This is a genomic window from Pseudomonas fluorescens, assembly GCF_902498195.1.
Taxonomy (GTDB): domain Bacteria; phylum Pseudomonadota; class Gammaproteobacteria; order Pseudomonadales; family Pseudomonadaceae; genus Aquipseudomonas; species Aquipseudomonas fluorescens_BU.
Map to the genome: position 1 here is coordinate 397,602 of NZ_CABVIY010000003.1, position 20,581 is coordinate 418,182.

The 20,581-nt window shown below is 62.4% G+C and carries 19 protein-coding genes; 5 read left to right on the forward strand and 14 right to left on the reverse strand.

Annotated elements, in window-relative coordinates; genetic code table 11:
- Window positions 1-110: 110 nt before the first annotated feature.
- From F8N66_RS12735 to F8N66_RS12750, 4 genes are read right to left on the reverse strand one after another with little or no spacing between them, the layout of a single operon-like run.
- Complete coding sequence (locus tag F8N66_RS12735) at window positions 111-1,163, reverse strand: extracellular solute-binding protein (protein WP_150770506.1); 1,053 nt, start codon at window positions 1,161-1,163, stop codon at window positions 111-113.
- A 20-nt stretch (window positions 1,164-1,183) separates the two neighbouring features.
- A complete protein-coding gene (locus tag F8N66_RS12740; RefSeq protein ID WP_150770507.1) occupies window positions 1,184-1,972 on the reverse strand; it encodes an ABC transporter permease in 789 nt (262 codons plus the stop codon).
- On the reverse strand, window positions 1,969-2,886 hold the full coding sequence (locus tag F8N66_RS12745; RefSeq protein ID WP_150770508.1) for an ABC transporter permease: 918 nt from the start codon (window positions 2,884-2,886) through the stop codon (window positions 1,969-1,971). The genes F8N66_RS12740 and F8N66_RS12745 overlap by 4 nt, the downstream gene beginning before the upstream one ends.
- 1 nt (window position 2,887) lies before the next feature.
- Window positions 2,888-3,970, reverse strand: a complete 1,083-nt coding sequence (locus F8N66_RS12750; RefSeq protein WP_150770509.1) for an ABC transporter ATP-binding protein — start codon at window positions 3,968-3,970, stop codon at window positions 2,888-2,890.
- A 140-nt stretch (window positions 3,971-4,110) separates the two neighbouring features.
- On the opposite strand from F8N66_RS12750, the gene F8N66_RS12755 reads away from it, so the two are divergent.
- The 3 genes from F8N66_RS12755 (at window position 4,111) to F8N66_RS12770 (ending at window position 9,921) form a co-directional block, all read left to right on the forward strand.
- The gene (locus F8N66_RS12755) at window positions 4,111-4,800 is read left to right on the forward strand and encodes a GntR family transcriptional regulator (protein ID WP_150770510.1); all 690 of its coding nucleotides are present in this window, start codon (window positions 4,111-4,113) and stop codon (window positions 4,798-4,800) included.
- A 232-nt stretch (window positions 4,801-5,032) separates the two neighbouring features.
- Window positions 5,033-7,144 (forward strand): PAS domain-containing sensor histidine kinase, encoded by a 2,112-nt coding sequence (locus F8N66_RS12765; RefSeq protein ID WP_150770512.1) that lies wholly within the window; start codon window positions 5,033-5,035, stop codon window positions 7,142-7,144.
- A gap of 134 nt (window positions 7,145-7,278) precedes the next feature.
- Window positions 7,279-9,921, forward strand: coding sequence for an excinuclease ABC subunit UvrA (locus tag F8N66_RS12770; RefSeq protein ID WP_150770513.1), 2,643 nt, complete (start codon window positions 7,279-7,281; stop codon window positions 9,919-9,921).
- 87 nt (window positions 9,922-10,008) lie between these two features.
- Here the strand turns inward: F8N66_RS12770 and F8N66_RS12775 are convergent, their stop codons facing one another.
- Genes F8N66_RS12775 through F8N66_RS12800 form a run of 6 tightly spaced genes read right to left on the reverse strand, consistent with a single transcriptional unit; the run spans window position 10,009 to window position 15,436 of the window.
- Window positions 10,009-11,952 (reverse strand): response regulator, encoded by a 1,944-nt coding sequence (locus F8N66_RS12775; RefSeq protein ID WP_150770514.1) that lies wholly within the window; start codon window positions 11,950-11,952, stop codon window positions 10,009-10,011.
- Window positions 11,942-12,817, reverse strand: coding sequence for a sensor histidine kinase (locus F8N66_RS12780; RefSeq protein WP_150770515.1), 876 nt, complete (start codon window positions 12,815-12,817; stop codon window positions 11,942-11,944). Before F8N66_RS12780 ends, F8N66_RS12775 begins: the two co-directional genes overlap by 11 nt.
- The gene (locus F8N66_RS12785; RefSeq protein WP_150770916.1) at window positions 12,810-13,820 is read right to left on the reverse strand and encodes an ATP-binding protein; all 1,011 of its coding nucleotides are present in this window, start codon (window positions 13,818-13,820) and stop codon (window positions 12,810-12,812) included. The genes F8N66_RS12780 and F8N66_RS12785 overlap by 8 nt, the downstream gene beginning before the upstream one ends.
- A complete protein-coding gene (locus tag F8N66_RS12790) occupies window positions 13,817-14,221 on the reverse strand; it encodes an anti-sigma regulatory factor (protein ID WP_150770516.1) in 405 nt (134 codons plus the stop codon). Before F8N66_RS12790 ends, F8N66_RS12785 begins: the two co-directional genes overlap by 4 nt.
- Window positions 14,218-14,580 (reverse strand): STAS domain-containing protein, encoded by a 363-nt coding sequence (locus tag F8N66_RS12795; protein WP_150770517.1) that lies wholly within the window; start codon window positions 14,578-14,580, stop codon window positions 14,218-14,220. The genes F8N66_RS12790 and F8N66_RS12795 overlap by 4 nt, the downstream gene beginning before the upstream one ends.
- 4 nt (window positions 14,581-14,584) lie before the next feature.
- Window positions 14,585-15,436: an STAS domain-containing protein gene (locus tag F8N66_RS12800; protein WP_150770518.1), complete on the reverse strand. Its 852-nt coding sequence runs from the start codon at window positions 15,434-15,436 to the stop codon at window positions 14,585-14,587.
- A 321-nt stretch (window positions 15,437-15,757) separates the two neighbouring features.
- Here F8N66_RS12800 and F8N66_RS12805 point away from each other — a divergent pair, with 321 nt between their 5' ends.
- Window positions 15,758-15,961 carry a hypothetical protein gene (locus F8N66_RS12805; protein WP_150770519.1) on the forward strand — a complete coding sequence of 68 codons (204 nt, stop codon included), beginning with the start codon at window positions 15,758-15,760 and terminating at the stop codon, window positions 15,959-15,961.
- A 111-nt stretch (window positions 15,962-16,072) separates the two neighbouring features.
- Here the strand turns inward: F8N66_RS12805 and F8N66_RS12810 are convergent, their stop codons facing one another.
- Window positions 16,073-16,594 (reverse strand): DUF4142 domain-containing protein, encoded by a 522-nt coding sequence (locus F8N66_RS12810; RefSeq protein ID WP_150770520.1) that lies wholly within the window; start codon window positions 16,592-16,594, stop codon window positions 16,073-16,075.
- Between the two features lie 207 nt (window positions 16,595-16,801).
- Here F8N66_RS12810 and F8N66_RS12815 point away from each other — a divergent pair, with 207 nt between their 5' ends.
- Window positions 16,802-17,035 carry a DUF465 domain-containing protein gene (locus F8N66_RS12815; protein WP_150770521.1) on the forward strand — a complete coding sequence of 78 codons (234 nt, stop codon included), beginning with the start codon at window positions 16,802-16,804 and terminating at the stop codon, window positions 17,033-17,035.
- Window positions 17,036-17,196: 161 nt separating this feature from the next.
- On the opposite strand, the gene F8N66_RS12820 is transcribed toward F8N66_RS12815, so the two are convergent.
- From F8N66_RS12820 to F8N66_RS12830, 3 genes are all read right to left on the reverse strand, one after another.
- Window positions 17,197-18,288 (reverse strand): SMP-30/gluconolactonase/LRE family protein, encoded by a 1,092-nt coding sequence (locus F8N66_RS12820; protein ID WP_150770522.1) that lies wholly within the window; start codon window positions 18,286-18,288, stop codon window positions 17,197-17,199.
- Window positions 18,285-19,430, reverse strand: a complete 1,146-nt coding sequence (locus F8N66_RS12825) for a sterol desaturase/SRPBCC family protein (RefSeq protein ID WP_150770523.1) — start codon at window positions 19,428-19,430, stop codon at window positions 18,285-18,287. Before F8N66_RS12825 ends, F8N66_RS12820 begins: the two co-directional genes overlap by 4 nt.
- Window positions 19,431-19,536: 106 nt before the next feature.
- A complete protein-coding gene (locus F8N66_RS12830; RefSeq protein WP_150770524.1) occupies window positions 19,537-20,400 on the reverse strand; it encodes a LysR family transcriptional regulator in 864 nt (287 codons plus the stop codon).
- Window positions 20,401-20,581: the final 181 nt, after the last annotated feature.

Below are 20,581 nucleotides of genomic sequence, written 5' to 3' on the forward strand. Positions count from 1 at the left end.
CGCTCCCACATTGGTTTTGTGTTGAACACAAACCCTGTGGGAGCGGGCTTGCTCGCGAAGGGGGCGACCCGGTCTAAAGTCAGGCCGGATCAGACGCCCCTGCACAAAGGTCAGCCCTTGAGCTTCGCCCAGATCCGGTCCTGCAGTTCCCGCGCCTTGTTGCTGCATTCCTTTTCAGGGCGCAGGCGCGAGGCGAATTCGTCGGGCATGTTGATGGCGTCCATCACCCGCCATTTGGCGTCGATCAGCTTGTCGCTCTGGATGCCGTTGGCGTAGGCGATGGCGTTGGACACGGCGGCGGCGTTTTCCGGTTTCATCATCCAGTCGATGAAGATCTTCGCGTTGCCAGGGTGCGGCGCGCTTTTCGGCACGGCGAAGTTGTCCTGGAACATCGCCAGGCCTTCTTTCGGGTACACGTACTTGATGGTGTTCTTCTGCAAGGTGGCCCGCGCCGTGGAACCGTTCCAGTTCTGCATCATGATCACCTCGCCCGAGGCCATGCGGTCGACGGTGTTGTCCGAGCTGTACATCTTCAGGAAGGGTTTCTGTTTTTGCAGCAGTTCGAGGATGCGCTTGGCGTCCTGGGGGTTTTCCGAACATTCATCGACATTCAGGTAATGGCTGGCGGCGTTGATCACGCTGCTGGAGGTGTCGAGGGCGGCGAGCTGGCCTTGCAGTTCCTTGCGCGGTTCGAAGAACTCTTTCCACGAGTCGTCGAGCTTGCCGCCAGGCACCCGGGCGCTGTCATAGGAGAACCCGGTGGTGCCCCACAGGTACGGCGCCGAGAACTTGCGGCCAGGGTCGAAGCTCGGGTCACGGAACGCCGGCTTGACGTACTGGAAGTTGGGCAGGGTCGAGGCGTCGATTTCCAGCAGCAGGTTCTGGTTGATCAGGGTGCGCATGATCGATTGCGACGGCACGATCACGTCATAGGCGGCGCCACCGGCCTGCAACTTGGCCAGCAGGGTTTCGTTGCTGTCGTAGCCGTCCATGGTGACCTTGATCCCGGTCTCCTTTTCGAACTTGGCCAGCAGGTCGACCGGGTAGTAATCGGTCCAGTTGTAGAAGAACAATTCCTTGGGCTCGGCGGCCTGGACGCTGAGGGCGGTGAAGCAGCTCAAGGCCAGGCCGGTGACGGCGAAACACATGTTTTTCATTTTCATTTTTCTGTGCGCTCCAGGGATTATTGGTTTTTGCCGCGCTGTCCCAGCCAGAAGGCCAGCACCACCAGCACGATGGAAATCACCAGCATCAGGGTCGAGATCGCATTGATCTCCGGCGTCACGCCGGCCTTGATCGCCGAGAAGATGTACACCGGCAGCGTCGTGGAACCGGGGCCGGCAACGAAGAAGGTCATGATGAAATCGTCGAGGCTGACCACGAACGCCAGCACCGAACCGGACAACACCGCCGGCCACAGCAGCGGCAACGTTACCCGGCGAAACACCTGCCACGGGTTGGCGTACAGGTCGTTGGCCGCTTCCAGCAGGCTTTTATCGAGGTCGTTGAGCCGCGCGCGGATCGGCAGGTAGGCGAAGGGAATGCAGAAGCCGATGTGCGCGACGATCACCGTCAGCAAGCCGAGCTTGATCCCCAGCGCCATGAACAGCAGCAAGGTGGCGACGGCGGTGACGATCTCCGGCAGGATCAGCGGCAGGTTGATCCCGCCTTCGACCATCTTCTGCCCGTAGAACGGCCGGTAAGTCGCCAGCGCCGCAAGCAGGGCAATGGCAGTGGCGCAGACCGTGGCGATGCTGGCGACGATGATCGAGTTCAGCGCCGCCGTCTGGATCGACGGGTTGGCCAGGATTCGTCCGTACCAGTCCAGGGAAAACTCGGTCCAGACCGTCGCCGAGCGGTTGGCGTTGAAGCTGTAGGCGATCAACACGAAGATCGGCAGGTACAGGTAGGCCAGGATCAGCAGGCTGACTTCCCGGGTCATCGGCAGTTTTTTCAGGTGCAGGGCGATCATGCGGTGGCTCCCCGACGAAGCGTCTTGGCGGCGCGGCGGCTATAGAGGGCGTAAAGCACCAGGGACAGCAGCAGAATCCCCAGCAGCAGGAAGGACAGCGAACTGCCCAGCGGCCAGTTGCGCGCGGTGCCGAACTGTTGCTGGATCAGGTTGCCGATCATCAGCGTCTTGCCGCCGCCGAGAATCGCCGGGGTGATAAAGGCGCCGAGGCTCGGCACGAACACCAGCAGGGAACCGGCAATCACCCCCGGCATCGACAACGGCAAAATGATCCGCCGCAACGCGTGCCAGCGATTGGCGCCCAGGTCATAGGCCGCCTCCACCAGGCGCCAGTCGAGTTTTTCCAGGGTCGAGTAGATCGGCAAAATCATGAACGGCAGGAAGCTGTAGACCAGCCCGATGCTGACCGCGAAGTCGTTGTAGAGCAGGGTGATGCCACCCGCGCCGGGGAACAGCGCGTTCAGGCTCTGGGCGACCCAGCCATGCTCGCGCAGGATGATCAGCCAGGCATAGTTGCGAATCAGCAGGTTGGTCCAGAACGGGATGGTGATCAGCAACACCATCAGGTTGCGCCGGCGCGGGGTCAGGCTCGACATCCACAGCGCCACCGGGAAGCCGAACAGGAAGCACAGCACCGTGGTGCCGCCGGCCTGGAACACCGAGCGCAACAGCGCCTGGGCATAGACCCAATTGAGCTCAAGCTCACCGTCGAATCCTTCCTGGAAAAACAGCTGCACGTAGCTTTGCAGTTGCCAGTCGGCCTGCCAGTCGACGCCGCCATAGACGTTGCGCGGCAACAGGCTGATGTAGCCCATGATGCCCAGCGGGATGGCGATCAGGGCCAGCAGGGTCAGAACCACCGGGCTGAGCAACAGCGCGCGGTTAAGGGCGGGAGAAGTGCTGCTGACGCTCATCTCAGGCCTCCATCAACAGGCAGGCGTGGGGCGGCAGGTGGACCGCCACGCGATCACCGACGCCGCGGCTGCGGTTCAGGCCTTCGTTGTTCTCACGCAGCATGACCTTGATGTCATTGTTCAGGCGGCACTGGTAGAGGGTCGCGGTGCCGACGTACAGCACGGCCTCGATCACCCCGCGCAGGTGATGCGGTTGCGCCGGGTCGACCAGTTGAGAACGTTCCGGGCGAAATGCCAGTTGCACCTTGCCGTCGATGCCCTGGGCCGGGCAGGGGATTTCCACCGGCATGCCGCTGGGCACGAACAGGTTTTCGTTGTGCTGGCCGCGCTTGAGGTGGCCGGGGAGGAAGTTGATGTCGCCGATGAACTGGGCGACGAACTGATGCTGCGGCCGTTCGTAGATGTCGTTCGGCGTACCGATTTGCAGGATCTTGCCGGCGGACATCACGGCGATCCGGTCAGACAGGGTCAGGGCCTCTTCCTGGTCATGGGTGACGAAAATGAAGGTAATCCCGGCTTCTTTCTGCACACGCTTGAGTTCGACCTGCATTTCCTTGCGCAGCTTGAGGTCCAGCGCCGAGAGCGGTTCGTCCAGCAACAGCACCTTCGGTTTCGGCGCCAGGGCCCGGGCCAGAGCCACCCGCTGCTGTTGGCCGCCGGACAGCTCCGCCGGTTTGCGCCTGGCCAGGTGCTGCATTTGCACCAGCGCCAGCATTTCATCGACGCGTTGCTCGGTCTGCTTGCGATCAAGACCCTGCATCTCAAGGCCGAAGGCGATATTCTGCGCAACACTCATATGTGGGAACAGCGCGTAACTCTGGAACACCGTATTGACCCGCCGCTTGAAGGGCGGCAGGTCGTTGACCGGTTCGCCGGCCAGGCGGATTTCACCGCCGCTGACGTGCTCAAAGCCAGCGATGGTGCGTAGCAGGGTGGTCTTGCCACAGCCGGAGGGGCCGAGCAGGGTGAAGAATTCATTGTCGGCGATGTCGACCGAGACGTTGTCCAGGGCAGGTGCCAGTCCCGGATCGTCGGAATACCGTTTAAAAACGTTACGCACTTCAATTGCAACTGGATGACCCATAATGGTGCATTCCTCTAATTATTGTATGCAAAATCTGGATGCAATTTAGAAATACCCGGATTAACCTGCTCGTGCAACCCCCTTTTTCAAGGCTGTTCATTCGCCTGGGGCCGGTTGCAGGGCACTGAAGGAGTCTTCGAATGGCGGAAAAGAAACTGGAAACCACGGTCGACCGCGTCTACCAAGGGGTTTACGAGGCGATCAGCAAACACACCCTGCGTCCCGGGATGAAGCTGGGCGAGGCGTCGCTGGCTGAACTTTTCAATGTCAGCCGCACGTCGGTTCGTGCCGCGCTCAAGCAATTGGAGGCCGATGGCCTGGTCACCACCGAGCCCAATAAAGGTGCGTCGGTGTCGTTGCCCAGCGACGAGGAAATCCGCTCGCTGTTCGAAACCCGGCGCCTGGTGGAGATCGGCATCGTCAGCGAGTTGTGTCGTCGCCGCGACACCGCCGTGACCCGGGACTTGCGCGATCACTTGTTGCTGGAAGATGAAGCGGCGAAAAGCGGCGACCATGAGCGATTGATTCACCTGCTCGGCGAATTCCACATCAAGCTTGCCCGCAGCCTGAACAACCCGGTGTTGCTGGACTGGTTCCAAAAGCTGATTTCCCGCGCCTCGCTGTACGCCGCCGCGCTGGATGACGACAGCCACGAAGCCTGCCGCGACAACGAACACCTGCGCTTGATCGAGTACATCGAGGCGGGTAACCAGAGCGCGGCCATCGAGTTGACCTGCATGCACCTCAATGGCATCGAGAAAGCGATCCTCGACGTGGCCGCCACCCTGAAAACCAGCTACAACCCGCTCAAGCATCTGATAGAGGTGTAGCCCTCTTACCTGAATTTGAAACCGCAACCTGTGGGAGCGAGCCTGCTCGCGAAGGCGCAGTGTCAGGCACCCTCTATGTTGAATGTGCTGGCCTCTTCGCGAGCAGGCTCGCTCCCACAGGGATCTTCGGCGTCCATAAATGCCGCTGAAATCAGCTATACCTCCATGAAACCATTGGCATCCGCCATGCTCGAAACAGACGGGTGCAATCACCGGGACTCAGAGCCAGCCAATGCAGTTTCTAGACGATAGCCACGGGTGTGCCGGCTGGAGCGGCGAAATGGCCGAGCGTATTCGTGCGTTCGACTGGAGCGGCACCGAGCTTGGCAAGATCGACAGCTGGTCCAGGAGCCTGAGCAGTTCGGTGCAGCTGATGCTCGCCTCGCCCTTGCCGATGGTGATGCTCTGGGGTCGGGCCGGCTACATGATCTATAACGACGCCTATTCGCAGTTTGCCGGCGGCCGTCACCCCTACCTGTTGGGTTCGCCGGTAGAACTGGGCTGGCCGGAAGTCGCCGAGTTCAACCGGCATGTGGTCGACACCTGCCTGGCCGGTGGCACCTTGTCCTATCGCAATAAAGTGTTGGTGCTGCTGCGCGACGGGGTTCCCGAAGATGTCTGGCTGGATCTGTATTACAGCCCGGTCGCCAACGATGAAGGGGTGCCTGCCGGGGTCATGGCGATGGTGGTCGAAACCACCGAGTTCGTGATTTCCGAGCGCCTGCGCCAGGCCGCCGAAGATGCCTATCGCGCCGACAACGAAAGGGTACGCCTGGCACTGAATGCCGGCGCCTTGCTTGGCTCATTTGTCTGGGACATCAAGGCCAACGTGCTGAGCGGCGATGAACGGTTTGCCCGTACCTTTTCCTTTCCCGTCGGGCAACCGCTGGACAACCTGTCCCGGGACTTCGCCGAAGCGCGCATCCACCCCGATGACCGCAGTTGGGTTCAGGAACAGGTCAAACAATCGATGGAAACCGCTGCACCCTTTAACGCCGAATACCGGGTCTTGCGTCCCGATGGCAGTTACCTGTGGGTGCTCGCCAGTGGTTGTTGCGAGTTCAATGAGCAAGGCCAGGCCTTTCGCTTCCCCGGGGTACTGATCGACATTCATGAACGCAAGGTGGCCGAGGAATCGTTACTCAGGTTTACCCGCAACCTGGAGCAGCGCGTCGCCGACGAAGTAGAGGCGCGACTGGCGGCGGAAGAGCAATTGCGCCAGTCACAGAAACTCGAAGCCATCGGTGGCCTCACGGGCGGCGTGGCCCATGACTTCAATAACCTGTTGCAGGTCATCGCCGGTAACCTGCACCTGCTGGCCCGACATGAATCGCAAAACGCCAACGTGCAACGCCGGGTCGCCGCCTCGATTGCGGCGGTCGAACGCGGCGCCAAACTGTCCTCGCAATTGCTCGCCTTCGCTCGCCGGCAACCGCTGTCGTCGGCGATTTACACACCGCAGCAGATCTTCGACGGCCTCGGTGAACTGTTGCAGCGTGCGCTGGGGGAAACCATCCAGATCCAGATGAGCGCCGCCGCTGATCCCTGGCCGGTGTTTGTCGATCGCAATCAACTGGAAAACACGCTGCTGAATCTGGCGATCAATGCCCGTGACGCGATGAAGGGCGAGGGGACCATCGAGCTGCGCGCTGAAAACACCCGTCTCGACCAGGCGTTCTGTGCGGGCAAGGGCATCCCCGCCGGGGATTACGTGTGCGTGACGGTCGCCGACACCGGTGTCGGCATGCCACCGCTGGTGCTGGCCCAGGCTTTCGAACCGTTTTTCACCACCAAGCCCGACGGTCAGGGTACCGGGCTGGGATTGAGCATGGTGTTCGGTTTCGTCAAACAGAGTGGCGGGCATGTGGAGATGTCCAGTGTCGTCGGGGAGGGTACGCGGGTGCAGCTGTATTTCCCTCGCAGCCTGCGACCGGCCGCCAGTGAAACAACGGTTCTCGACGTGCAACAGGGGGGCGGACATGAGCGGATTCTGGTGGTCGAGGACAATGAAGCGGTGCGCACCTCGACCGTGGAGTTGTTGCGGGAAGAGGGTTATCAGGTGCTGACGGCGCCCAATGCCGACGTCGCCATGCAGATGCTGCTGGAGGGCGTGGGGGTGGACCTGATTTTCACCGATGTGGTCATGCCCGGCCTGATCAAGAGTTCCGACCTCGCGGCCTGGGCCAAAGTGCAACACCCACCCGTGGCCGTGCTGTTCACCTCCGGTCATACCCGTGACATTATCTCGCGCAACCACCAGCTCAGCCCTGACACCCATTTGCTGGGCAAACCCTACAGCCCGCAGGCGCTGACCCGGATGATCCGCACGGTTCTCAACGGCTGAACACCATTGCTCTATGTAGGAGCTGCCGCAGGCTGCGATCTTTTAACTTTGCTTTTTGACAATCAAGATCAAAAGATCGCAGCCTTCGGCAGCTCCTACAGTGTCTATTCATTGACTTTCAAACAAGGCTGCTCATGAATTCCAAGCGCACCACCACACCCCCTTCAGGCATGGTCAGGGTGCGCGGCGCCCGGGAACACAACCTCAAGAACATCGATGTCGATATCCCCCGCGATGCGCTGGTGGTGTTCACCGGGGTATCCGGTTCGGGCAAGTCATCGCTGGCGTTTTCGACCCTCTATGCCGAAGCACAACGGCGCTATTTCGAGTCCGTGGCACCTTATGCGCGGCGCCTGATCGATCAGGTCGGGGTGCCGGACGTGGACTCCATCGAGGGCTTGCCGCCGGCGGTGGCCTTGCAGCAGCAGCGGGGCACGCCGAGCACGCGCTCTTCGGTGGGCAGCGTCACCACCCTGTCGAGCCTGATCCGCATGCTGTATTCACGCGCCGGCAGTTACCCGGCAGGGCAGCCGATGCTGTACGCCGAGGACTTTTCACCGAACACCCCCCAGGGTGCGTGCCCCGAGTGCCACGGGTTGGGCCGGGTGTATGAAGTCACCGAAGCGCTGATGGTCCCGGACCCGAGCCTGACCATCCGCCAGCGCGCCGTCGCCTCGTGGCCCTTGGCCTGGCAAGGCCAGAACCTGCGCGACATCCTGGTGACGATGGGCTACGACGTCGATATCCCCTGGCGCGACCTGCCGAAAAAACAGCGCGACTGGATTCTCTTCACCGAAGAAACCCCGACGGTGCCGGTGTATGCCGGGCTTACGCCGCAAGAAACCCGGGTCGCCCTCAAGCGCAAGCTGGAGCCGAGCTATCAGGGCACCTTCACCGGTGCGCGCCGCTACATCCTGCACACCTTCAGCCATTCGCAAAGCGCGCTGATGAAGAAGCGCGTCGCGCCCTTCATGCTCGGCAGCCCTTGCCCGTTGTGCGACGGCAAGCGCCTCAAGCGCGAGGCGTTGTCGGTGACCTTCGCCGGCTACGACATCGGCGAGTTGTCGCAGATGCCGTTGTTGCAAGTGGCCGAAGTGCTCAGGCCGGTGGCCGCTGAGCATTATCTGGAGGAGGGTGAAGAGGCCGGCGAAGTGCTGAGCCACAGCCAGACCCGCGAGGCCCGTGAGCAGCGCATCGCCCACGGCGCCAGTGGCCATGCCAATGCGCCGGATGTGCGGCACACGCCAAACCTGTCGGTGGAGAAACGCCTGGCCGCGCAACGGATCGCCCAGGATTTGCTGGAAAGGGTCAGCACCCTGACCGACCTGGGGCTCGGTTACCTGGCGCTGGAGCGCAGCACGCCGACCCTGTCGTCCGGCGAGTTGCAGCGCCTGCGCCTGGCGACGCAGCTGGGTTCGCAGTTGTTCGGTGTGATCTATGTGCTGGACGAGCCCTCGGCCGGCCTGCACCCGGCCGATGGCGAGGCGTTGTTCGAAGCGTTGCAACGCTTGAAGGCCGCCGGCAACACCCTGTTTGTGGTCGAGCACGACCTGGAAACCATGCGCCGCGCCGACTGGTTGATCGACGTCGGCCCGGCGGCGGGCGAGCATGGCGGCCAGGTGTTGTACAGCGGCACGCCGGCCGGGCTGGCGGATGTGGCCGACTCGCAAACCCGCGCCTACCTGTTTGCCGATCCGACCGGCCAACGCCGGGCCCCACGCCCGCCGGACGACTGGCTGCGCCTGGAGGGCATCACCCGCAACAATCTGAATAACCTCAGCGTCGAGTTCCCGATGGGCTGCTTCACGGCGGTGACCGGTGTGTCCGGCTCAGGCAAATCGAGCCTGGTCAGCCAGGCCCTGCTGGAGCTGGTCGGTGCGCACCTTGGGCGCCCGGTTGCCGACAGCGAAGCCGAAGAACCGAGCCTGGAGGACGATGCGCCGCAAACCAGCGGTGGCCAGGTGACGGCGGGGTTGGCTTCGATCAAGCGTCTGGTGCAGGTCGACCAGAAACCCATCGGCCGCACGCCGCGTTCCAATCTGGCGACCTACACCGGGCTGTTCGACCACGTGCGCAAGCTCTACGCCGCGACGCCCGAGGCGCAAAAAGCCGGCTATGACGCCGGGCAGTTTTCCTTCAACGTCGCCAAGGGCCGTTGCCCGACCTGTGAAGGCGAGGGCTTTGTCAGCGTCGAGTTGCTGTTCATGCCCAGCGTCTATGCGCCGTGCCCGACGTGCCACGGTGCCCGTTACAACCCTGAAACGCTGGCTATCACCTGGCAGGGCCGCAGCATTGCTCAGGTGCTGCAATTGACGGTGGATCAAGCGGTGGACGTGTTCGCCGAGCAAGCGGCCGTGCGCCGATCGCTGGAGGTGCTGCGCGATATCGGCCTGGGTTATCTGCGCCTCGGGCAACCGGCGACGGAGCTGTCCGGTGGCGAAGCCCAGCGGATCAAGCTGGCGACCGAACTGCAGCGCACCCAGCGCGGGGCGACACTCTATGTGCTCGACGAACCCACCACCGGGTTACACCCTCGGGATGTCGATCGCCTGCTTGAACAACTGAACAATCTGGTGACAGCGGGGCACACGGTGATCGTGGTCGAGCATGAGATGCGCGTGGTGGCGCAGTGTGACTGGGTGATCGATATCGGGCCGGGGGCGGGGGATCAGGGCGGGACAATCGTGGTGGCCGGGGTGCCGCAGAAAGTCGCCAAGAGCAGGAAGAGCCGGACGGCGCCGTTTTTAGCCAAAGTGCTCAAGCCAGATTTGCTATGAATGTACCGGCCTCTTCGCGAGCAAGCCCGCTCCCACATTTGAAATGCATTCCCCTGTGGGAGCGGGCTTGCTCGCGAAAGCGGCCTATCAGGCACCGTCGAGTGTGCGCCGGACCTTGTCGAGCAATTCATTGATCTGGAAGGGTTTGATCAGCATTTCCATGCGATCGCCGAGAAACACCTGGCGGTTGATCGCGTTTTCGGCGTAGCCGGTCATGAACAGGATCGGCAGCTGCTCGCGCCAGCCCCGCGCCACATCGGCCAGCTCTCGGCCGCTCATGCGCGGCAGGCCGACGTCGGTCAGCAGCAGGTCGATGGACTCGTCGTTCTGCAGGCGCTCGAGCGCCGTTTCGATGTCGCCGACCTGGGTGCACCGGTAACCGGCGTCCACCAGCACTTCGGCGACGAACATGCGCACCGACGGCGTGTCCTCCACGATCAGGATATGCTCGCCGGCCCCTTGCGGATCGACGGTGGCGGGTTCAAATCCGCTGACCGTAGGGGCGGAGCTGGCCGGCAGCATGATGGTCACTTCGGTACCGCGCCGCGCCACGCTGCGGATGTGCGCATCGCCACCGGATTGCCGGGCGAAACCGTAGATGGTCGATAAACCGAGCCCGGTGCCCTGGCCCAGCGGCTTGGTGGTGAAAAACGGGTCGAACACCTTGTCGATCACGTTGTGTTCGATGCCGGTGCCGTCATCGCGCACCGACAACGCGACATACGCGCCATCGGCCAGGCTCGGGTCGCCGTGGGAGTAGGCAGCGTAGGTGTTGACCCAGATATTGCCACCCTGGGGCAGGGCATCGCGGGCGTTGATCACCAGGTTAAGCACCGCGCTTTCCAGCTGGATCGGGTCGACCAGGGCGATGGCGGCCTTGCTCGTCAGCTCAAGCTTGAGCGCAATACGCTCGCCGATGGTGCGCACCAGCAGCTCTTCGAGGGAGCGAATGTGCTCGTTGATGTCCACGGGCCGGGTATCGAGGGGCTGTTGCCGGGCGAAGGCCAGCAGGCGGTGGGTCAGCGCGGCCGCACTCATCGCCGAATTCAGTGCGGCCTCGGCGTAGAACTGGACCTTGTCGGTGCGGCCATCGGCGACCCGCTTCTGGATCAGTTCCAGGCTGGTGATGATGCCGGTGAGCAGGTTATTGAAGTCGTGGGCGATGCCGCCGGTCAGCTTGCCCAGCGCGTCCATTTTCTGCACCTGCAACAGCTGGGCTTCGGTGCGCGCGCGTTCGGCGACTTCCTTGGCCAACTGCGTGGTGGCGTCATCGAGTCGCGCCAGGTGGGAACGCTCGCGGTGACGGTGTTCAGTGACGTCCTCGACAAACACCAGGCTCAATTGCGGGGTGCGATAGGGCGAAATCTGCCACTCGGTTTCGCGGATCTCCCCCTGGACGCGCATGCTCAAGGTGCCTTTCCAGCGTTCGCCATAGGCCAGGCGCAGGCGCAATTCCTCGATCACGCTGATCTGGTCGTCGGCAAAACATTCGCGCAAGGTGTCGGCGTCGAGGTTGTCCTGGATCAGCTGGGCGAAGGCATGGTTGCATTCATGCACCTTCAGGCCGGCATCGAGCACCGCGATGGGCGCCGAGACATTGATGAAAATCTCGCGAAAGCGCGCTTCGCTCTCACGCAGGGCGAATTCGGTTTCACGCACCCGCAGCAGGGTGCGCAGGGTCGCCAGCAGCACATCCGGGTCGATCGGGTGGATCAGGTAAGCATCGGCCCCGGCGTCGAGGCCGGTAATGATGTCGCCGGTCTGGATCGAGGCGGCCGAGACGTGCACCACCGGCAGCAATGCCGTGGCGGGGTCGGAGCGCAGTTTGCGCACGATATCGAAGCCGCTCATGTCCGGCAGATTGACGTCGAGCACCAGTGCGTCGAGGGCCACGCTTTCGATCAACTCCAGGCCCTCGCTGCCGGTGCCGGCTTCGAGCACTTCATAGCCGTGACGCTCCAGGCGCCGGCGCAGGGCATAGCGCGTGGCGACGTTGTCGTCGACGATCAGCAAGCGCAGATCACGTTTCATCGGCAGGCTCCATGGCGATGGCCAGCGGGATGATCACGAAAAAGGTCGAGCCCGTGCCCGGCGTGCTCTGGACCCCGACTTCGCCGCCCAGCAAACCCGCGAAGCGTTTGCACAGGGACAGCCCGAGCCCGGTGCCGCGCAGGCGCTTTTGCAGCGGCGAGTCGACCTGGGAAAAGTCTTCGAACAATGCGCCATGCAGCTCGGGAGCGATACCTATTCCGGTGTCGCTGACGGCGAAACGCACATGGGTGCTGTTTTCCAGCCGGGCCGAGACCCGGACTTCCCCGCGAGTGGTGAACTTCAGCGAGTTGGCAATGAAGTTGCGCAGGATTTGCGCCAGTTTCTTGTCGTCCGTGTACAGCCGCGGCAGGCCCACCGGCTCCTCGAAAATCAGGTCCACGGCGGTGGCATCGACAATCGGGCGAAACATGCCGCGCAGGGCCGCGAACAGGTCGAGCATGTCGAACCAGGCCGGGGAAATGGTGATGCGACCGGCCTCGATCTTCGCCAGGTCCAGCAGGTCGTCGACCATGTCGCTCAACTCGCGCGCGGAGTTGCTGACGAAAGCCACTTGCTTGTGCTGCTCGGGACTCAGTGGCCCGTCCAGTTCGTCGCTCAGCAGGCTGGCGATGCTGAGGATCGAGCCCAGGGGCGTGCGAAATTCATGGCTCATGTAGGACAGGAAACGGCTTTTCAGGTCCGAGGCCTGTCGCAGTTGTTCGGCCTGGGTGTCGAGCTCGGCATACAGCGCCAGCACGCCCTGGTTGGTTTCATCCAGTTCTTCGCGCAGGGCGCTGGCTTCGCCTTGCAACTGCGCGATCAGCGCCGCTTGATCGGCAACCGGGCTGACGGGTGTTTCAGACATGGGCGGCCTCCAGGGCAATGACCAGTACCGTGACATCGTCTCGTCCACGACAGAAATCGCGGTGCAGAATGGCGGCAATCACGGCGGGGTGGCGATACACCAGGCCGGGGTAATCCTGCAGGTTCCAGCGCGATTGCAGGCCGTCGCTGTACATGATCAGCAGCTGTCCGTTCACTTGAGCATAGTCAAAGGGTTGCGCCTTTCGATATTGGCCGCCGACGATGCCGGGGTGGGAGGCCAGCCCGCGTGACTTGTCCGGGGCGATCAGGCAGGCACCAATGTTGCCGATGCCAACAAATGTCAAGCTGTCAGCGGCGCCGTCGAACTGCGCGATGGCGACCGCACCGCCGCGAGTGCCGGTCATGGCCAGATGAATGTCTTGCAGCCCCGGCACCGGTGAGGCGAATGGCGCAAGGGCGAAGGCTTTTTCGCCGGCGCGGGCGGCCCGTTCGGCCTCTTCGCCATGGCCCAGGCCGTCGATCACCAACGCGCTGATGCGCGGCCCGTCAAAGGCCAGGTGCCAGACATCGCCGCAGGCGGGATCGTTGCCCAACGAATGCTGGCTGATGCCGATGCGCCGGTCCGTCGCCTTGTGCGGGCGCGGATAAAGCCGCGTGAGCAGGACGGCACCCCGTGAATCGGCATAGACGTCGAACACCTCCGCCTGGCGCGACACGGCCCCCAGCCCGATGCCCTGGGTGCCTCCGGTGGAAAAGCCGTCGGTCAGGCACGCCTGTAAATCAAAGCCTTTGGCGCGGTCTATTGCGAGCATTTCAAGGCCGGCGCCCGCTGCACCGGGCAAGACCCGCAAGTGCAACTCGCCATGGGTCGCGTGCTTGAGAATGTTGCTGGCCAGCTCGGTCGCCACCAGCGCCACCCGCCCGGCATCGGTGGCGTCGAAGCCGAGCTTCTCGGCCAGTTGCTGCGCGGTGCGCCGGGCATGACCGATCTGGCTGCTGTCTTCGATCACCAGCACCTGCGTCAGGGTGCCGCCCATGTTCATGTCCATCGGGTGATCGTTATGCGAGTGCCTTTGCCGGGCGCGGTGTCCAGTTCGAACTCGTCCACCAGGCGCTTGGCCCCGGTCAGGCCCAGGCCAAGGCCGCTGCCGGAGGTCCAGCCGTCGGTCATCGCCAGTTTGATGTCGGGGATGCCCGGGCCTTCGTCGCGAAAGACCAGGCGCAGACCGGCGCGCGCGTGATCGTCGAGGATCTGCCAGTCCATGTCGCCGCCACCGCCATAGACCATGGTGTTACGCGCCAGCTCGCTGACGGCGGTCACCAGTTTGGTCAGGTCGATCAGGCGCATGCCGCATTCCTGGGCGAGTTTGCGCGCCAGTTGCCGAGCCAGGACCACATCCTGCTCGATATGAATCGGATGAGTACCGCTACTGCGCTCGATCATTGCTCATGCACTCGATCCTGTAGCAGTTTCATGCCGCGCTCGACATTCAGCGCGGTACTGACGCCGGGCAGCGTCAGGCCAAGCTCGACCAGGGTGATGGCGACGGCGGGCTGCATGCCGACCAGCACGGTCTGGGCATCCATGATTTTCGACAGGCCGGAAATGGTCCCGATCATCCGGCCAATGAACGAGTCCACCATGTCCAGCGCGGAAATATCGATCAATACGCCGCGGGCCGAGGTCTTGCTGATGCGCTCGGACAGGTCGTCCTGCAACGTCAGCGCCAACTGGTCATGCATGTCGACCTGGATGGTTACCAGCAGAAAGTCGCCCATCTGCAAAATCGGAATACGCTCCATGGGCTCAGACCGCCTTGCTGATGGTCATTCCCAGCCGGGTCAGGGCCAGCTTCAGGGCATCGGCCAGGTTGGCCTTGGTGACCACGCCTTGCAGGTCCAGCCCCAGGTGCACGATGGTTTGCGCGATCTGCGGACGCACGCCGCTGATGATGCAATCGGCACCCATCAGGCGAATCGCGGTCACGGTCTTGAGCAGGTGCTGGGCGACGAGGGTGTCGACGGTCGGCACACCGGTGATGTCGATGATGGCGATCTCGGAGCCGGTGTCGACGATGCGCTGCAACAGCGATTCCATCACCACCTGGGTGCGTTGCGAATCCAGGGTGCCGATCATCGGCAGCGCGAGTACGCCGTCCCAGAGCTTGACCACCGGCGTCGACAGTTCCAGCAGTTCTTCCTGCTGACGCTTGATCACCGATTCACGGGACTTCTGGAAGGTGCGAATGGTGTGCAGGCCCAAGGCGTCGAGCAGCTCGGAGACTTCCCAGAGTTGCTCGGCCAGCAGCGCCGGGCTGTCCTGGTAATGATTTTGCAGCAAGGCGAACAGCGGGCCCTTGAGGGCGAAAATGAAACTGGCGGTCTGCTGCGAATCGTGGCCGAGCAGGGCGCGGCTATGGGAAAGCTTTTCGAGGAACAGGCGAATGTCATCCCACCCCGGTGCCGCGACATTCTGACCGTTGCCTTTATCCAGGCCGGAGACGATCAGTTGCAGGAACTCCGAAGTTTGCTGCTGCAAGTCCTGTTCTTTGAGATTGCGGGTGGCGCCGGTGGTTTCGAGGCTGTTTTTCCAGTCGGCAAGCAGTTGCGCCTGGTTTTTTTTCATCGCATCGAGTGTGCTGGATTGCAGTGCCGCCATGAGACATGACTCCTTGAATGTAGGCGCCGGCTCCCCGGAAAACGACCGGCGCAAGTCAGTGACATTTGGCGGATGAAATAGTTGTTCACGTTTGACCGCTTTTTTTCATCCGCTGCCTATGGACTGTAGGAGCTGGCGCAGCCTGCGATCTTTTTTTTTCCGTTCAGCGCCGCTTTTCCAGATAAAAATCAAAAGATCGCAGGCTGCGCCAGCGCCTACCCGGACGCGCAATGCTCGAAGGGAACGTTGGCTGCATCGTGACTTCAAAACTACAAGGCCGACTGTTTAGGCCGCACACCGGTAGTGACGAACGAGGTTGTTATGAACGAGCAGATCAATCAGGACGAAAACCTGGGCGAACCCCAGGAAAAAACCCCGCAGCCGCAGAGCGGTGACACAGAGGTCGATCAGAAAAACCGCCATACCGACAACGACAATGAATTCAGCCCGGGCTTCAAGCCCAACCCGGACCGACCCAAACCCAGCGATGACACGGATGCCGACATTGATACCGATGGCGGCTAGAGCTGTACGAGCGAGCCCTGCGCGCGATAAACGTCCGGATAACGCGTCCACTCGGACAGGGCGCGTTATCGTTGACATTCATCGCGAGCAGGGCTCGCTCCTGGAGGGGATCTATTTACCGGGATGGGCGGCCTGGAGTTTCTTCGCCATGTCCAGGTGCTTTTGCAAGCCTGGCAGCATTTGCTGCGCAAAGCCTTTGAGTTCTGTCGCGCCTTTGGTCTTGTCGTCGGTCACGGTGTCGGCTTCTTTCTTGAACAGCGCAATGGCCTCTTCATGGGCTTTGACCTGGTTGTTGGCATAGGCCGCATCAAAGGATTCGTCGCGCATGTCGAGGATTTTTTCCTTGGCCAGCTTCACCAGCGTCGTGCTGTCCGGCACTTCGATGTCGTTCTTTTTCGCGATGGCCGCGAGCTCATCGTTCGCCTTGCCGTGATCGGTGATCATCATGTTGGCGAAGGCCTTGATGTCGGCCGACTGGCTTTTTTCCAGGGCCAGGCGGCTGGTCTCGATCTCGGCGATGCCACCGGCGGCGGCCTTGTCGACAAAATCATTGGAGGTTGCCGCGAGCGCCGCGCCCATGCTGGAGCTGAGGGCAACGGCCAGTACGAGGTGGCGCAGGTTGAATCCGTCCATTGGTGTTCTCCACACAGTTGATCGAAGTGATCGTTAAGCTGTGGAGGCTGGCGCCCGGGCAAAGGTTTTATCGCGTTTCAGACAGGACGACGAACGGACACCGCCGGTCAGACAGATGGTCGACAGAACCCCTCAACGGGGGCCATTCTGATAGTTGGCGAACGCAATCAGTCGCGTTTGCCACCGATTAACAAACGGAGGTGTTCCATGCCGGTGCCACACGACCTTTTTCAGGACCTGAGTTGCACAAAGGAAGAAATCCAGCAGAAACGCACCAAGGATCCGTTACTGGATTCACTGATCAACAAGTATTCCCTGGCGGATGCCGAGGTAGTGAAGGCCGAAGAAGCCAAATCCAGTGACGACGCGGTGACCAGGCTCAAGGCCAAGCGCCTGGAGGTCAAGGACAAGATCGTCAAACAACTCCAGTCGTCGTCCTGATGCAGGGTAAAGAGTCGGGTAAGGAGTCACCAGAGCGGTGACTGAACCAATGGAACGACGATAAAGACCGGCACCTCGAATGTTCAGAGTCCCTTGAAACGGCTCCATGCGAGGTGCCCCATGCATCACCCAAACCCCAGCAAAGAACAGGTCGGCCAGCGTTACCTCTGCAGGGCGCTGCTCAGCGGCAATCGCACCATGTGCTGCGCCTTCAGCGACCCGAAATATAACCATTCCCCATACTCGCGCACCGTGGTGATCGGCGAGTAATTGCCGCTGCTGCCATCCTGCAGGTTGGCAATCACCTTGCCCTCGAGGTCCAGGCCCAGGGCAAAGGCGCGCTTTTCCACCGGCTTGGGCAGGACGGTCATGGCCCGCGTGATCATCTTGCGGATGAATGGATGGGCCGCCGTGGCGTCGAGCAGGGCATTGCGCGGTGCATACAGCGCCACCCAGAAACGGTCGCGGCCATTGAACGACAGGTTGTCCGGCAATCCCGGCAGGTTATCGATGAGTAGATCATGGGTGCCGGCCTTCGGCCCGTTCAGCCAGTAGCGGGTGATCCGATAAGCGCCGGTTTCATTGACCAGCACAAAGTCATCCTCCGGCCCCAGGGCGACGCCGTTGGCAAACTCCAGCTTGTCGAGCAGCACGGAAGTCTTGCCGGTCTGGAAGTCGTAGCGCAGCAGGCGGCCGTCGCCGCCATGCTCAAGGATCGCCTCGCCGTCCCTGCCGTAGCCGAAGCGGCTGGAGGCATCGCTGAAATAGGCGTAGTGCCCGGATTTGTCGATGGCCACGTCGTCGGTGAAACCCAAAGGCACGCCGCCGGCTGCGGTGGTCAATGCCACCAGGCGGCCCTGGGCGTCCAGCGACAGCAAGCCCTTGACCGCATCGGCGATCACCAGCAAACCATTGGGATGACGGGCCAGGCCCAACGGACGGCCACCGGTATCGGCCAGGACTTTGGTGACCTTGCCGTCAAGGCTGGTGCGGATCAGCCGGCCGTCGTGCAAGCCGGTGATCAGCATGTCGCCTTCCAGCAGCAGGGCCTCCGGACCGTCGATGTCCGCGGCGCCGACGCGCTCCATACCTTTGAGGCGCTGATTGTCGGCATACGGGCCGCTGGTGAGGGACGGGGCGGGCGGCGGCGTCCAGGCCACCGGCCGCACGTGGGTCGGCATCAGCAGCAGATACCCGGCGATGACCGCGATCACCAGCAACACCCAGTGGTGGAGGCGGATCAATCGACTCACGCATTGACCCCCGACAGAGCCAGGTGTTTGAGCGCCATCTCACGCAATGCCAGCATCGAGTCGGCCGACTCGCGATTGATCCGGCGCCGGAGCAGCAGCCGGTTGGCGATGCGCATCCACAGGCCGCTGAACTGATACTCCAGGGTGCGGACGAACCGCGTGCCATCGCCCTGGGCCTCGCACTCGTAAGTCAGGATCAGTGACAGGCCATGATCGCCCTGGGCCCGGGCCACCCAGCGGCGCCCCGGCAGGTACTCGTCGACCCGCCAGCTCAAATGGCCGTCACGCCCGCCGGCACGGATGTCTTCGTCGAACCGCGCGCCGGCGTGCAGCGAGCCTTTTGGCCCATTGATCCTGAGCGACGAGGGATGCCATTGCGGCCAACAGCTGACAGTGCTGGCGTAGGCGAGCACGGCGACGGGGTCTGCGGCGATATCGACAGGATGCTGCAAGCGGGTCATGGGCGGTCTCGTCAGGTAGGGGGCGGTGTCCTCCGGCTCCCAGTAAAGGGTGCCGAACAGATAATCCATCAACGGAAAAACGATGTTGAAGTTGCGCTCCTGCATCATCTCGCGGCGGTGATGCAGTTCATGCAGGTGACGCATCTGGCGGATCCACGGCAGTCGCGTCAGCGGGTTGTGTGGCGGCAGATGCTCGCAGGCGTGAAACACTTCATAGGCCAGGTAGCCGAGGACCAGGCAGCCGCCGACCAGGCCGGCGACGTTGGCATCGAACAGTCTGATCAGCCACCACAGCGGCAGGCTGATGAGGATCGTGTGCACCACGATCAGCCAGGCCGGAAACAGGATCACCCGCCAGTCGCGGGCGCTGTCGTAGGCCATGCTGCCGGGGGCGAAAAAGCTGTGGTGGTCGCCGGCATGGCGCGCATAGAACATTCGTGCGAAGGCTTTTTTGTGATGGCCCAGGTGTCGATGCACCATGTACACGCCGAAGTTGAAGAACAGCAAGGTCAGCGGCACCGCCAGCCATTCAAGCGGTTGCACCTGGTGCACGGTGCGCCAGAACGCGGCGATGGCCGCGATGCCGAACAGCAGCACAAAGGCGCCGTGCAGCCACGGGTTGTAGAGGGGGTGGATGTTGGCGCGGTAACGGCTGCGGAATGCTTCGGTGGTCTGCCTCACTGCAATCACCTGTCGTTATTGTTATCTCCAGCAGATTAGCCGATCCCGGCGTTTTGTCCGGCCGAACCTTAAGGACACAACGGCCATGATCCGGTGCAAACCGGACTCAGGAGAGCGGGTCCCAGCGTTGCGACCAGTCGTCATCGGTGCGGATCACTTCGCGCAGCAGATCGAAAGCCTGTTGCAGGGTGGGCGAGTCACGGTCGCGGGAGTAGACCAGGTAGGTCGGGTAACTGAATTCCGGCGCCTTGGGCACGGGTTCCAGCACACCGCTTTGCAGGTAGCTGTGCACGACGCGGGTGCGGAAATAGCCGCTGCCGCCGTTTTCCAGGATGTACTGCAAACCCAACGGACCGAGGTTGAAGCTCAGGGCGGCCTTGGCCTTCTCCGGCAGCGCGGCGTCGTGCTGGCGCCGGAAGTCCTGGCCCCAGTCGATGTACACGTAAGGATCCGGACGCCCGGGCAGGCGTACCTGTACCAGTTTTTCTTCCAGTACCTGCTCGACTTGCAGGCGCGGCCAGTATTCGGGCTGATACACCAGTGCCGCGTCCAGTACGCCCAGCTCCAGTTGCCGCAGCAGGTTCTCGCCATCGCGGATTTCCATGCGCAGGGCGTGGCCGGGGATTTTCTCGCGCAATTGGGCGGCCCAACTGAGCATCAACGGGTTGCACAGGCTGACCTCGCCGCCAATGTGCAGCACGTCGTGATAACCCTCGGGCAGCGGCAAATCCCGGCGCGCGGCCTCCCAGGTTTCCACCAGTTGATTGGCATACACCACGAAGGCTTCGCCGTTGGGCGTCAGGCGGGCACCGGCGCGATTGCGCACAAACAGGGTACTGCCCAGCTGGCTTTCGAGTTTCTGTACCCGCGCGGTGATCGCGGTCTGGGTGACATGGAGCTTTTCGGCGGCCGCGGCAAGGCTGCCGTGGCGGACGATTTCCAGGAAGGTGCGGGCGAGATCGATGTCCATGGGGTGGCCGGTGTGGGGAGTGCTGGCATTGTAAGAGCACCACTGGCCTGTGGCGAGCGGACTGGTAGACGCTGTGCAGGCGCTGTGTAGGAGCTGACGAGTGAAACGAGGCTGCGATCTTTTGCTCTTAAAAGCGCAGATCAAAAGATCGCAGCCTTCGGCAGCTCCTACACTGCAATCG